This is a genomic window from Paenibacillus sp. FJAT-27812 (genome assembly GCF_001273905.1).
In the GTDB taxonomy this organism is placed as follows: domain Bacteria; phylum Bacillota; class Bacilli; order Paenibacillales; family Paenibacillaceae; genus Pristimantibacillus.
On record NZ_LIGH01000001.1, the window covers coordinates 2,370,149 to 2,384,249 of the forward strand.

The window sequence follows — 14,101 nt, forward strand, 5'->3', positions numbered from 1 at the left end:
TCGCTTATTATATAGCATGACCAAATACATTAGAGGGAAAAAAGGGAGGATTTAAGCATGCACAAATCAAGAAAAGCTTGGTCGCTGCTGCTGGCAGGAGTGATGACGGTTACATTGCTGGCTGGCTGCGGCTCGTCCGGCGACAAGGAAAAAGGAAACACGGCAGGAGCGGGAGCAGCCGAAAGCGTAAATAAAGAAGGATTCCCGATCGTTAACGAGAGCATTACCTTATCGCTAATGGCGCCGGACATCGGCATTCAGAACTGGAAGGACATGCCGGTCATGTCGGAGATGGAGAAGCTGACGGGCATTAAATTCGAATATTTGAACGCGCCAAGAGACAGCTTCGATACGAAGAAAAACTTGGTGTTCGCAAGCGGCGACTATCCCGATGTATTTTTCGGCGCGAAGCTGACGCAAGCGGAGGAGCTTAACTACGGCGGACAAGGCATCCTTATTCCGCTCGAAGGCCTAATTGATGAATATGCGCCTAACGTGAAGAAGCTGCTTGAGGATTACCCGGATATCCGCAAATCGATCACAGCACCGGACGGGCATATTTATTCGCTGCCGCGGATCGAGTTCAACCAGCCATGGTACCGCAACCCGCTTTGGTATAACGGCGATTTTCTGAAAGCGCTTGATATCAAGAAGCTTCCTGAAACGACGGAAGAATTGTACACCTATTTGAAGCGGGTCAAAGAAGAAGATCCGAACGGCAATGGCAAAAAGGACGAAATTCCGCTCGCTTCCTCCTCCAAGATGAGAGACCTGCGTACATGGATTCTCGGCGCGTTTGGCGCATATGAGGAAGAGATTTATGCCGATGAGAAGGATGTTGTTCACTATACGCCGATGGAAGAGCCGTACAAGGCATACCTCGAATATATGAATCGCCTTTGGAGCGAGGAATTGCTTGATCATGAGTCCTTCTCCCAAACGGACGACCAGAAGAAAGCAAAAGCGAAAAACAATCAAATCGGCTTGTTCTCGGATTGGCATGCATACTTTACGCATGGCGGCGAGCCAAACACAGAAGATGTGATGTTCAGCCCAGTGAAGAGCGACATGGTAGAAGCGCCTGCTATTGCGAAAAATAAAGGCTACGCTACCGGAGCATTCGCCATCTCGAGCAGCAATAAAGCGCCGGAAGCATCGATGCGTTGGGTCGATTATTTGTACTCCTATGATGGTGCGATGCTGTTCGACAAAGGCCCAGAAGGCACATTGTGGAAGTATACGGACAAAGCTTCTATGACGAAGGAATGGCTGCCTGTTCCCGGCGGCGGCGATCGCGAAGAGTTCCGCTCCACGCTGACGCCTAACTACGGCATTTCCGCGCCGATGGTGATTAGCGATGATCTTACGATTGGTCTGAAAACGGAATTTGATGAGTGGGTAACGAAGGAATCTAAGGAAAAGCTTCTGGATCGCGGCGCAAAAGTGCCATTCCCGGCGTTGTTCCTAACAGCGGAAGAGTCGGCTGAGGTAACGAAGCTGCGCTCGGACCTGAGCACTTACGTCATGCAAATGGAAGCAAAATTCATCACCGGCCAAGATTCGATCAGCGGCTGGGATAAATATGTGGACACGATCAAAAAAATGGGTGGACAACGGATAGCTGAGATTTACCAAACGGCATACGACCGCTGGAAAACGAGCTAATCTCCATCTAAATAAGCCAACTCTTAGCACCGAATCAGTGCTTAAGAGTTGGCTTTGATTATGGGCTTTATGGCGAAGATGCGCTTAATAACTAAAGCGCGTTTTCCTTCGCGGACGTGGCTTCGGGCGCGTTAAGCTTGCGGTACTGCCCAGGTGTAAAGCCTGTTTCCTTCTTGAATTTGCGGATAAAGTTTGGCGTATCCAAATACCCGACACGTTCAATGATGTCTTTCAGCGGCGCATCGGTGGCCAGCAGCAAACGAATCACCTCATCAATGCGGCAGCGCGAAATATATTGGGAAAAGTTGAGCCCCGTTTTTTCTTTGAAGCTGCGGCTCAAATAGGAAGTCGAAATCGAGTACTTCAAGGCGATATGCTCCAGGCTGAGCGTATAGTCGGCATATTGCTGATCGACGTAGGCTACGATATCGTCCATCAAAGAATGCTGCTCGGTTTCGGTATTGCGCTCCACCTGCGCGCAGATTTGCTCAGCGAGCCCGTTCAGCTTCTGCTCGGTATCGTCCAGCGTGTCGAACGATGCCAAGGAAGAAATATGCTGGATGACGCTGTGCATGCCCATTTCAGAAGCTACACGCAGCATGGCATTCAGAAGATCGTAGCAGATGCAGCGCAGCAGCGGGACGGATAATGATTCATTTTTGATATCGGAAATTATGCTGCTGATCATTTGTCTGGCTACGGATTCATTTCCTTGCTTAAGACTTTGCTCCAGCTTGAGCAGCGACTTCTTGGAGATCCAGAAGGTTTCGGCATCCGGCGAGCTAAGCTCCGCCAAGTGCTCGAAATAGGTCACGTGGCCATTGCCGCCTGCCAATCGGAATTCCAGCGCGGTTGCCGCCTCGATAAAGGATTGGTTAAGCTCTGCCAGGTTCTCGTAAGCTGTGCCTACCCCTATGGATGGCATGAGCTGCGAGTTTTCGATGACCATGAGCTTTACGGTTTCCACGATTTGCTCGATCTGCTGCTGCAAGGCCGCAGTCTCTGACGGTACCAGGCTAACCATGAGCGCAAATTGCTCCGATGGAGAGAACTCAATGCCATAAACCTGTGCTTGAAGGTCGGGAAGCTCTAGCTCATGAAGCAATTCCTGCATCTGTTGGCGCTCGTGCCGGGCATTCTCGCCCGCATAGGAAGCGTTCCAAGCCAAAATAACGGAGAAATACAAGCCTTGCCCCTGCGGAAGCTCAAGCCCCGCGCCCAAGATCAACTGCTCAATCTCAGGATCGTCAGGCTTGCCGTGCTTAAGCAGAAGCAGCAAGCATTGGTTGCGCACATAAGGCTCCTGTATATCGATCCGGGCATTGTAATCGTGGATGGTCTGCTTAATCCAATCCCACTCATTGCTGATTTTGGCGGAATCCAAGGCGGTGCTTTTGCTTTTTAGCCTAGCGAACTCCATCAAATCCTTGATCGGATGGTATTGGCGCTTGGCAAGCAGCATGGCTGCGGCAATTCCCGTTAGGACCACGATGCTGAATACAAGCAGAATTAACGTTTGAATGTGAACGACACGGCTGAAAAATTGATGGCTCGGCATCGCGGTGACGTAAGTCCATCCATTCTCCTGCGAGAGCACGGCGACGACCGACTGCTTTTCGTTGTTCAGCGTCAGGTTGTGAATGCCGGGCTGCAATGCGGAGAGGACAGATAGCTCGTCCTGCGGCATGGTTGCCCCGTGATTGTTGGAAGTCAGCATTTTCCCGTCCTGGTCAAAAATATAGCTGCTTCCGGAAAACTCGTTAAGAATGGAATCCATGACCCCGGTCAGCTTGGACTCTTCCATCAGATAGACAACGGTTCCATATGGAAACGGATCGTTAGGCATAATCGGCACGAGCAGGGTCAGCATCGACTCCTTGCGGTAGTTTACGTTAACTTGCTCGGCGGGACGCATGACAGGGTGGGTAGCCTCATTTAGATCGCGAAGCAGGTCCTCTTTGCTCCCATTTTTAAATTGATAGGTTTGGTTGAATACGACGTCCACATCGGTGAGGCCGCGCGAAGAGTAAATAGTAGAATCGTCATGGAAATATAGAAATAAATCTTCCAAAATGCTGCTGTTGGCTTTGTAGGTAGAAAGCTGCCGGATAGCCTCCCAGCCGTAATAAGGATGACGTACCATATAGGGCGTTAAATGCTCGTCGTAGGCGATTTTGCTGGCGATTTCCTGAAGCTCTCTCATCCGGTCGTCAATCGTCATTTTGACCTGATTCAATTGATTCACATTGGACTGTTCAATCTCGGAGCGGAGGCTATTGACTGCGTTTTCATATACAAATACAGTGACTCCGGTCAATGGAATAAGAAAGATGAGTATATAGGATAAGGCGTATTTTAGAAGCAGGCTTGACTTCATATGATTCCAATTTTTTTTGGCTCGTGACAACGAAGTTGACTTGTAAGTGAGCTTTGGCACGACTGTATTCGCCTCCAGTGCGTAGTTGAAATGAAAGAGCTTTCTTTGTGCCTAGTCTTTCATTATGCAATAAATAGCGGATCAAGGAAAGCAAAGATCCATAAACGATAAATAAAGGATAGGAGCGAGAACGATGAAAGCAGTACTATTTTATGACCCGGCATTTCCGTTGAACGGCTGTGCGCCAGATGCGGGATCCCTTGAAAAGCTGAATGGACAGTTCAAAGTTACCGATGCGGAGGGACTGTCGCTTGCGCTTAGAGAAGACGGAGTAGATTGCCTGATTCATCTGCATGGGCCTTATTTTCCTAAAGCAGCTTGGCCGGATATAGCAGCATTTGTGCAGCGTGGCGGAGGACTCATTCATACGGGCGGAGCTCCTTTTAAGCACCCGGTGAGCCGTGATGGCGATCAATGGGAGATCGAGCCGGAATTGACCGCTTATCATCAGGAAATTTTTATTCATGAGGCGTTAGCTGTGGATCATACGCGCTCGACCGTGCTAAGCCGCAATGAGGAGCTGCCGCTGCTTCAGGGCAAGGAGCATTTGTTTACGATCGAACCGACCTACGGCCTTATTTTGCATGTTACGCATGAGCGGGATCAGTTGAATCAGGCTACGGGCTCGGCGGGACCGATGAACGCGCATATTCGTCCGCTTCTAAAGGGTTTGTCTACTGACGGAAGGGAAGTATCGGCTCCTGTCGTGCTGATGGAGCACACAAGGGGGCCATTTGCGGGCGGACGCTGGTTATTTGTCAATCAGCAGCTGTCGGATTGTTTTTGGTCAGGCGAGGGTGCGGATGCTCTAGCGGAATGGGCGGCTTTTTGCGCTGGCGGCGTTACCGAGCTTTGGATTAAGCCAAGCTATGCCGTTTATTATGAGGCAGAGAGACCGCATCTTACGCTTCAAGCGCAGCAGATCCTATCGGCTGATCGCTATGGGCAGGGCAACAAGCCCGAGAACTGGGCGATGGCTATTTCGGTTTACAAGCAAGGAGAGGAAGAGGCGATTTGGCGGCATAGCTTGAGCCTGAGCGTCGGAAGCGAAATCGAATACAAGTCGATCAGCGTGCCGCTTGCTGTTGCGCCGGGCATGTACGAGATCGTGTGCGAAGCGGAAGCTGCAAGCGGGGAGAAGCGAGTTTTGCGGCAGGGCTTCTGGGGCCATGACCGCGAATTGCTTGAGAAGGGTACTCCGCTTGCTGTAGGACGTGATTATTTTGAGAAAAACGGCGCCCCTTTCCCTATCGTCGGGATGACCTACATGACTTCGGACGTAGGGCGGAAATTTGTGTTTTTGCCGAATATCGCGATTTGGGACCAAGATATGGCGACGATGAAAGAGGCGGGAATCAACCTGATCCGCACCGGCCTATGGACGGCTTGGCGGCATCTAATGTTTGAGGACGGGCATGCGTCGGAGGAGCTGCTGCGTGCGATTGATGCTTTTATTTTGACGGCGGCTAAGCATGAGATTGAAATGACGTTCAGCTTTTTTGCATTTGCACCGGAAGCTTGGGAAGGCAAAAATCCATATCTTGATCCAAGAAGCGTTCAAGCGCAAAAACGGTTTATTGCTGCGATCGTATCCCGGCATAAGCACACAACGAATGTGCAGTGGGATTTGATCAATGAGCCTTCGTTGTTTGATCACATGCGCATATTCTCCGGCCCGCGCTCGATGCACGATCCTTATGAAAAAGCAGCTTATGTGAATTGGCTGAAGCAGCGGCATGAATCGATCGGCCACTTGCAGGCGCGGTGGAATATGACGAGCACGGAATTGCCTGACTTTGAAGCGGTGACGCTTCCGGAGCAAACGGATATCGCTTTTGATATCCAAGACGTGAAGAAGCTTAAGAAAAACACGCGCTGGCTGGATTACACGCGGTTTACGATGGACATGCATAATCGCTGGGTGGGAGAGCTAACGGCAACGATTCATGCGATACAGCCTAGGCAGCTTGTGACCGTTGGCCAGGACGAAGCGCTTGGGATGGGGCCGCGGCCTTCGCCGCTGATGTATGCAGAAAGCGTCGACTACACGACCGTGCACACATGGTGGCTAAATGACAGGCTGCTATGGGACAGCGTGTACGGCAAAGACCCTAGCAAGCCGACGCTGATTCAGGAGACGGGCATTATGTACGTGGAAATGCCGGATAACCGGGCGAAGCGCACAGAGGAAGAGCTGAGGAACATCTTGGAGCGCAAATACGCATATGCTTTTGCCGCTGGCGGCGCGGGTGCGGTGCAGTGGCTGTGGAACACGAACTACTTCATGGATAACGTTTGCGAGTCGAACATTGGAGCGCTGCGCGCTGACGGAACCCAGAAGCCGGAAGCCGATGTATCGTATGACTTTGGCAAGTTTATTGGCCGGATTTCGAGCCTGTTTGAGGAGCGCCAGCTGGAGGAGATCGCTGTTGTGTTCCCTTACTCGAATGATTTCTCAAGCCGCCGCTTTGCTTGCGAGGCGACAGGCAACCTAACCCGCGTGCTTGGTTACGAAATGAAGCTTCCGCATCGCGGCATAGGAGAGTTCCACTTGGAGACGCTGCAGCGGGATAAGCCGAAGCTTATTATCGTGCCGAGCGCCCACAATTTCAGCAATGCTGCGCTGACGGAGCTGTTTGCGCATATTGAAGCTAACGGAGGCACGCTGCTGTTCACCGGGCCGATTGGGCTTGATGAATACTGGAAGCCAACATCACGGGCGGAATCGCTTGTGGGACCTTACCGTCTAAGCAATTTGTCGCGAGAGGAAAGGCTGCAAATTGGCGAGCGTACCTACGCAGCATCTTTCGGAGGCAAGAAGATTGGGGAGCTGAACAAAGAGGTGGCGCTCGGCAATGGGGGCGTGCCGGACGGCATTGCAGCCGTTCGCACAATCGCCCACGGAAAAGGGAAGCTGATGTGGTGTCCGCTGCCGCTTGAGCTTAACGAGCGTACGGATACATTGAAGGCGCTATATGAGGCTGCGCTGAACGAAGCGGACGACTTGAAGCCGGGCATGACATGGGAAGCTGGAGGAGATCACCCGGGCGTCTTCGGAAGCAAGCTGCAGTTTAAGCAGGGCAGTTTGTATACGTTTGTATCAGAGGCGGGCATGGACTGCCCCGTTACTGTGCGGGACGAAGCGAGCAATAAGAGCTACAGCTTCGTGCTCGAGAGCGAGCGCTCGGTTTTATTTGCGACGGATTTGGATGGCCATGTGCTGGCATCCTACCGGGATATCGCGGTCTAAACTTGCAATGCGCGGCGCTTTTGCCGTGAGGGAAGCAAACGAATAGAGGAAAGCTCCGCCTTCGGGCGGGGCTTTCCTTTTTTGATTTCTGGCGAGGTATGGAGACATACTAGGATGTTAATTCCCGATATAGAGGTCATTTTACTGCGTTTCTGCAGCGTAGCTTCATCTTTTGTTCGTCATGTCAGGTTTCTAGTGCAGTTTGTGCAGTGTACATGAAGGGGCACAGTGGATTAGCTCGACGCGCATACGGTTTTAAGCAAGCTAGCCCTATCATCAAGCTGGTTTACTAGCGATTTCTTTCCTGTAAATGAATAAGGTTTCGGCATAAAAAGATACACCGAGAAATAACAATGTAGATGATGAGTGACAAGCTGAGGCGAGGCGGGGATCGTATGGTGAAAAAGTGGATAAACAGGGGGTTGGCGATTGTTTTGCTGCTGTTGGTCATTGTGTTTATCGGAATGAAAGCCATACCGGTTGAGCAATTGGATCAACTTTGGGCCAAGGATCAGATCGAGTTTATCGAAAGGATGATTATAGGCGGCATGATTGGTTTTGGAGCATTGCTAGCAGTATTCGTGTTCGATCTGCCTGCTGGCCGGAGACGCACAAGCGATCAGAGAGACGCCGCGCTGCAGGCTCAATCCCGAACGAAGCCAAAGGTGGAGCTTGCGATCGCGCCAACGATTACGCCGCCATCAGAGCCTCCGCCAATTCCACCAATTCCTCCTTCAATAAAACAAACCATTGAACCGTTAATGACGGCTGCGCCCAATCCCCCCACACCGCCTGCTGCATCTAACCGAGAGGAAGCCGAACCATTTACGGTCATTACTGGCTATGCGCAGCATATTGGCGAGCGCGAGGAGCAGCAGGATGCGTTTGGCTTTTCTCCACTAGCGCAACCTTTTGGAAGCAAACAAAACGGTGTTTTTGCAGTGCTTGCCGACGGGATGGGCGGTTATGCCATGGGCAAGGAGGCCGGTGAGCTTGCGGTGCAGACGATGCTAAGCGAACATATGGGCACAGCGGCATCGGCTTACTCTATTCCGCAGGCACTGGAGCATTCGCTGCATATGGCGAACAAAGCGGTCTATGAGCTGGCTCTGGAGCATGGGCTGGAATGGAGCGTAGGAACGACGCTGATTGCCGTTGATGTCAGGGAGCAGCAGCTACACTGGATCTCGGCAGGGGACAGCCGCATTTACCTGTATCGGGGCGGCGTGTTGATTCCGTTGACGCGGGATCATGTCTATGCGAATCGGCTGAATGAGTCGGTGAAAGCAGGCAAGCTGACGCAAGAGGAAGCGGATTCGCATCCTGAACGTCATTTATTGACGAGCTATCTGGGCATTCCCCGGATAACGGAGATCGATGCTAACCAAGCTCCGCTGCAACTGATGGCAGGCGACTTCATTTTACTCGTCAGCGACGGGCTTTATGATGATTTATCAGAGCCATTGCTGCAGGAGGCTGTCCGTCATGATCCGCAGCAGGCGGCCGCATTTATTTTGGAGCATGTCCTCGCGCAGCAAAGGCCTTATCAGGATAATGCGACTATCATGGTCATAGCCTGCTCATAGCCTGCTCATAGCAGCTTAGGGATAAATCGAGCCGGGCGGTTGAGCCTTTTCGATAGAGTAAGATCAGTCCGTATAAGCTTTTTCGATCTGCCTGTCCCCTCGGTTCGCCAAAATCCGTTTTATTTTTTGGTTAGAACAGCCCAGATAGTGGGTACTATAGGGTAGAAAAGACTGAGGAGGTAATCGAAATGGCAAACAGACATGATCGCGATAACCATACATCTAACAGCCTAGTGACGGAGAAGGATATAGACCCATCGTTTGGGTTATTTACGGAAGAAGCGCAGGGCGGTGCGGTATCGGATGCAACCGAGCTGCTGCGGAAGCAGTACCCGCAGCATAACGAGCATGTGCATGAGTCGCATATTCCGGATGCCGTAGAGGCGAGAGACGAGCTCAGCTCCGAAGCAGACACCGCAGAAGAAATATCGGAGGAGCTGGCTGCCGTTCCTGATGCGGATGCCATTGCGCAAGGCAGCCCGATTGACCCGGCCTCCCCCGGTGAGGAGTTCCACGGCACTGATTTGTTGAATGGCGTCGGCAATCATCCGGAGGATGAGACGGAAGAGGATACGCTTTGATGTTCTCAAACAACATGCAGAAGGGACGCATAGGCCAATGTCATTAAGTTAAGCTAAAAGACAAAACCGGAAATAAAGCGGAATTCGAAACGGCATGGGGAGAAGCCCTATGCCGTTTGTTTTTTAGTTCAACCAAGTAAAAAAGCGTACAGCAAACAAAGCGGATACAATATCCGCTTAAAAAATGTTCAAGTGAACCGAATTATGCTACTCTGTAAACGAAGCTAACCGCTGATTTATAACGGATTTTGCGTGTATTCTTCTGACCTGGGCGAATGGGTCGAATCGGCAAAATGTTTTTTCGAATCAGTGCTTCAACATCGGGCAGGAGTTCATCGTCGCGTAACCACAAGAAATGTCTACAAACATGAACGGCAACCGTGAAGTTGACTTGGTAGGCGTGCCGTTTATCCATTTGCGAAATGACGACGTGCGAGGTCATCATTTCAGCGAAATTGTACATGATCATTCTTGCGAAAATCTCTTGGACGATGAACTCTTGCTTTTTTGCGTGAAAACTAGTCAGACCGACAGTGTATTTTAATGCCCGGAAAGAGGTCTCAATGCCCCATCGCATGTTATAAATGGACTTGATTTCATTCGGTGGGAAATCAGCGGCAAAAAGATTCGTAATGACGGTTTCATAACCGCCACTGGGCAGGATGAAACGAACAACCCGAAAGGAAATTGGGTAATACAAATTATCTTGCACATCCAAAAAATCAAAGGTAGACGTGGAAGGGACGAATTTGTACATTTCGGGATGAGCCTTGATCTCTTTGGTTTGTTTTTTAGTGAGTGTTAGATGAACGTCAATATCAAACGCTCCGCTAGCGGGCAAACGCAAGCCCGAAAGAATACCATTGGAATCCAAATCCTTTACTCGTATGACGTAGTTCCACCCTTTGCGTTCAATATGCGCGAAATTGTTGTAACTTTCATAACCTCGATCAGCAACCACAATCGTTTTGCCCTTGATGGGAGAACGGTCAACCATCGCAGCCAGCGCCCTTCCCTCGTTGCACAACCTTCGTGGCTGAACAATCGCATCCACGTAGAGTCTGTTGCAGAGGTCATAGGCTGTATTCAAATGCAGAAGATTATAACCTTTCGTGTTCGGTTGACTTTGAAAATAGGTATCCTTGTCCGCAGGGTCCGTTGCGATATGCAAATCCGAACCGTCAACGGCAAGTAATCGATACCCGCGATAGTCCTTGATATCCGTATGCGACTCTGTAAATTCATGAAACAAGAATTCCACAGCAGATGGCAGAATTTTATTCCTCTGTTGGACAAAAGCTGAAGCGGTTGCGGTGTTTACATCATAGCCTTGTGATTCCAAGAGTTCCTTATATAGGCTGTTGCCCCCCATGGAGATCAGGAGTTGCATAACTGTTTCAAAGGGAAGCTTTTTCTTTCGGGTAAAATCCTTTTCAGGGTTTTTGACATAAGGTGCTGGTGCGGCTGACATTTCTTGTATGAGGGATGTCAGCGTTTTTTTTAATGAATTTGCGTAAGTATCCATTGGCGTAACCTCCTCGTTTTTTCAAGGGGCTTCGCCACACAATTCCTTCTATCTGTCAAGTCCTATTCACATTTTTGTACAAAAAAAGAGCAGGTTATCTTTTCGATAGCCTTGCTCTTTTTTTGATTTTTGGCCCTGCGCCTTATCTTAATGACATTGACGCATAGGCGTCTCTTTTTTTATGGACGGGTTAACGAAACATAAGCACCGACTGTGGTACAATTGAAGAACAAATGTTCTTTATGGGAGCGGTAATGATACGTTATGCAAATCCATGATACGGTTACGATATCGGTGCGAAACTTAGTCGAATATGTATTTCTTAGCGGAAGCATCGACGTAAGGCTAAATGCGATCGACACGATGCACGAAGGCACGAAGGCACATCAGAGAGTGCAGCGGACTTACGGCGAGCAGGACCGGAAGGAGGTCTACGTCAAAGCGGACATCGCGGTGGATGATCTGTTATTTGTTGTGGATGGACGCTGTGACGGGCTGCTTGGGACAGAGCCGCTGCTGACCGTTGATGAGATTAAATCAACCGGCGGCGATTTGGAGCGAATAACCGAGGATGGTTATCCCGTGCACTGGGCGCAGGCTTTGTTCTATGCCTACATGTACGCCAAGGAGCATGAGCAGGCGGCGATGCGCATACAGCTCACCTATGTCCAGACCGCGACGGAGGAGGAGCGGCGATTCGTTCGAGAAGCCAGCTTCGCGGAGCTGGAGCAGTATGTGCATGAGGTTATTGCGCGTTACGCGCCCTATGCGCAGCTGCGCCGCAGGCATGAGCAGGCTAGAAACGAGAGCATTCGCGAGCTGGCTTTTCCGTTTGATGCTTACCGGGCTGGGCAGCGCAAGCTGGCGGGCGCGGTCTACAAGTCGATTGAGGAGGGCGTTCGATTATTTGCGAAGGCCCCTACAGGCATCGGCAAGACCATTTCGACGACCTATCCGACCCTCAAAGCGATGGGCGCGGGCATGCTGCAGCGCTTTTATTATTTGACGGCGCGCACGACGACGAGGGCGGCAGCCGAGGACGCTTTATTATTGATGCGCGACAAGGGACTGCATCTTCATGCCGTAACGATTACGGCGAAGGATAAGATTTGTTTTCAAGAGGAAGTGCGCTGCGAGAAGGAGCATTGCCCCTATGCGGACGGCTACTATGATCGCATTAACGGCGCGGTGCTTGATATATTGGAGAAGGAGACGGTCATGACCAGATCGGTCATCGAGGCTTATTCGCACAAGCACCGTGTATGCCCGTTCGAATTTTCGCTTGATTTGGCTTATGCCGCGGATGCGGTCGTATGCGATTATAATTATATTTTTGACCCGCGCATATCGTTTAAGCGCCAGTATGCAGAGATGAAGAAGCGGACGGCGCTGCTCGTGGACGAGGCGCATAATCTCGTCGACCGGGCGCGCGAGATGTTCTCAGCGGAGCTGGCGAAGGCTCCGTTCCTCGCTTTGCAGCGTGAGCTGAAGGGCGTGCATAACGAGGGCTATCGCACGGCAAAAGCGATCAACGATTATTTTATCGCGCTGCGCAAAAGCAGCGACGGCTCGCCGCATCTCGTTCAGCGGCAGCTGCCGGAGGAGCTGGTTGAGCTGGCTGAAGCATTCGCTTCGGCGGCGGAGCAAGCGCTGGCAGCCGGCGTTGGCGGCTCCATTCTTGATGCTTATTTTAACGCGCAAAACTTTGTTCGCACCGCGAAGCTGTTTGACGAGCGTTATGTCGTTTACATTGAGCTCTCGAAGAGCGATGTCCGGCTGAAGCTGTTTTGCCTTGATCCTTCGCAGCTGCTGCAGCATATGGGCAAGGGCTATCGCTCGCATATTTATTTCTCTGCAACGCTCTCGCCGGTTTCGTATTATATGGACATGCTTGGAGCGGGAGAGGATGATTATACGCTTGCGGTACCGTCGCCTTTTGCACGGGAGCAGCTGGATGTCATCATTAAACCGCTCTCTACGAGGTACCATGACCGGGATGAATCCAAGCTGCCGATTGCCAAGCTGATCATGAAGCTGATGGACGAGCGGCCGGGCAATTACTTTGTCTTCTTCCCCTCCTACGCCTATATGAACGCTGTTTATGAGACTTATATGGAGCTTAGGGAGTGGTCGACTCCTGCCGGCGATCCTTCGGACGCGGAGGTGCTGCTGCAAAAGCCTGATATGTCGGAGGAAGAGCGTGACCGTTTTTTGGAGACGTTTCAAGCTGGGAGCGGGAAGTCTTTGCTTGGTTTTGCGGTAATGGGCGGCGTGTTCTCGGAGGGCGTTGATTTGGCCGGAGAGCGATTGATCGGCGTGATCGTGGTTGGCGTTGGATTGCCGCAGCTGGGCGTGGAGCGCAATATGCTGAAGGAATATTTTAACGAACAGGGCAAGAGCGGCTACGATTATGCTTACGTCTTCCCGGGAATGAACAAGGTGCTGCAAGCGGGCGGCCGTCTCATTCGCTCCGAAACCGATCGCGGAACGCTCGTGCTCATAGACGATCGGTATTTGCAAACGCAATATCAACGGCTGCTGCCGGAGGAGTGGAAGGGTTAGCCGCATTACATTGCGGTATCTGACTCCGCTTTGACTGATCTTTTGGCAAAGAAGGGCAAGACGCTGCATCTTTTCTCCACATAAGCGGAAGCGGATAAGGTAATCATCAAACCGAGCAGTGCCCCGAAGACCGATAACGGAATGATCCATAATACCGAGGATTGGGCAAAGAAGGGAATAAGCGAAACGGCTAGAATCGGCGGAGAGTTCCATTTGAATCGGTTAATTAAGTAAATGACGATCAGCAGAGTCAGAAACAGCGACCATGCGCCCGAATTAAAGTAGACGAATACGGATCCGATAATCGAAGCTATGACAGCGCCGAACGCAATTTTGCGAATCTCCGCCTTCTCGAACGGACGTGAGATGAAGAGTAAGCTGAATGACCCCAACGTGGGGAAAAACAAGGCATGCATATTCGGAATATGCAAGGAAATCCAGTAAATCAGGATGATGTATAAGCAAATGGCATAGGTTCTAATACGCATGTTGAGG

At 51.0% G+C, this 14,101-nt stretch carries 8 protein-coding genes; 5 read left to right on the forward strand and 3 right to left on the reverse strand.

Annotation, left to right across the window (positions count from 1 at the left end):
* The first annotated feature begins 57 nt into the window (after positions 1-57).
* The gene (locus ADU23_RS10235; RefSeq protein ID WP_053373653.1) at positions 58-1,665 is read left to right on the forward strand and encodes an extracellular solute-binding protein; all 1,608 of its coding nucleotides are present in this window, start codon (positions 58-60) and stop codon (positions 1,663-1,665) included.
* A gap of 91 nt (positions 1,666-1,756) precedes the next feature.
* On the opposite strand, the gene ADU23_RS10240 is transcribed toward ADU23_RS10235, so the two are convergent.
* The gene (locus ADU23_RS10240) at positions 1,757-4,102 is read right to left on the reverse strand and encodes a helix-turn-helix domain-containing protein (RefSeq protein WP_331459231.1); all 2,346 of its coding nucleotides are present in this window, start codon (positions 4,100-4,102) and stop codon (positions 1,757-1,759) included.
* Between the two features lie 133 nt (positions 4,103-4,235).
* Here ADU23_RS10240 and ADU23_RS10245 point away from each other — a divergent pair, with 133 nt between their 5' ends.
* From ADU23_RS10245 to ADU23_RS10255, 3 genes are all read left to right on the forward strand, one after another.
* On the forward strand, positions 4,236-7,352 hold the full coding sequence (locus tag ADU23_RS10245; RefSeq protein ID WP_053373654.1) for a beta-galactosidase: 3,117 nt from the start codon (positions 4,236-4,238) through the stop codon (positions 7,350-7,352).
* A gap of 395 nt (positions 7,353-7,747) precedes the next feature.
* A complete protein-coding gene (locus ADU23_RS10250) occupies positions 7,748-8,938 on the forward strand; it encodes a PP2C family protein-serine/threonine phosphatase (RefSeq protein WP_053373655.1) in 1,191 nt (396 codons plus the stop codon).
* A gap of 188 nt (positions 8,939-9,126) precedes the next feature.
* The gene (locus tag ADU23_RS10255; RefSeq protein ID WP_053373656.1) at positions 9,127-9,519 is read left to right on the forward strand and encodes a hypothetical protein; all 393 of its coding nucleotides are present in this window, start codon (positions 9,127-9,129) and stop codon (positions 9,517-9,519) included.
* A 202-nt stretch (positions 9,520-9,721) separates the two neighbouring features.
* On the opposite strand, the gene ADU23_RS10260 is transcribed toward ADU23_RS10255, so the two are convergent.
* Positions 9,722-11,044: an IS4 family transposase gene (locus ADU23_RS10260; protein ID WP_053372664.1), complete on the reverse strand. Its 1,323-nt coding sequence runs from the start codon at positions 11,042-11,044 to the stop codon at positions 9,722-9,724.
* Between the two features lie 264 nt (positions 11,045-11,308).
* Between ADU23_RS10260 and ADU23_RS10265 the strand changes: the two genes are divergently transcribed.
* A complete protein-coding gene (locus ADU23_RS10265) occupies positions 11,309-13,606 on the forward strand; it encodes an ATP-dependent DNA helicase (protein WP_053373657.1) in 2,298 nt (765 codons plus the stop codon).
* Between the two features lie 5 nt (positions 13,607-13,611).
* Here the strand turns inward: ADU23_RS10265 and ADU23_RS10270 are convergent, their stop codons facing one another.
* Positions 13,612-14,094 (reverse strand): HPP family protein, encoded by a 483-nt coding sequence (locus ADU23_RS10270; protein WP_053373658.1) that lies wholly within the window; start codon positions 14,092-14,094, stop codon positions 13,612-13,614.
* Between the last annotated feature and the right edge of the window lie 7 nt (positions 14,095-14,101).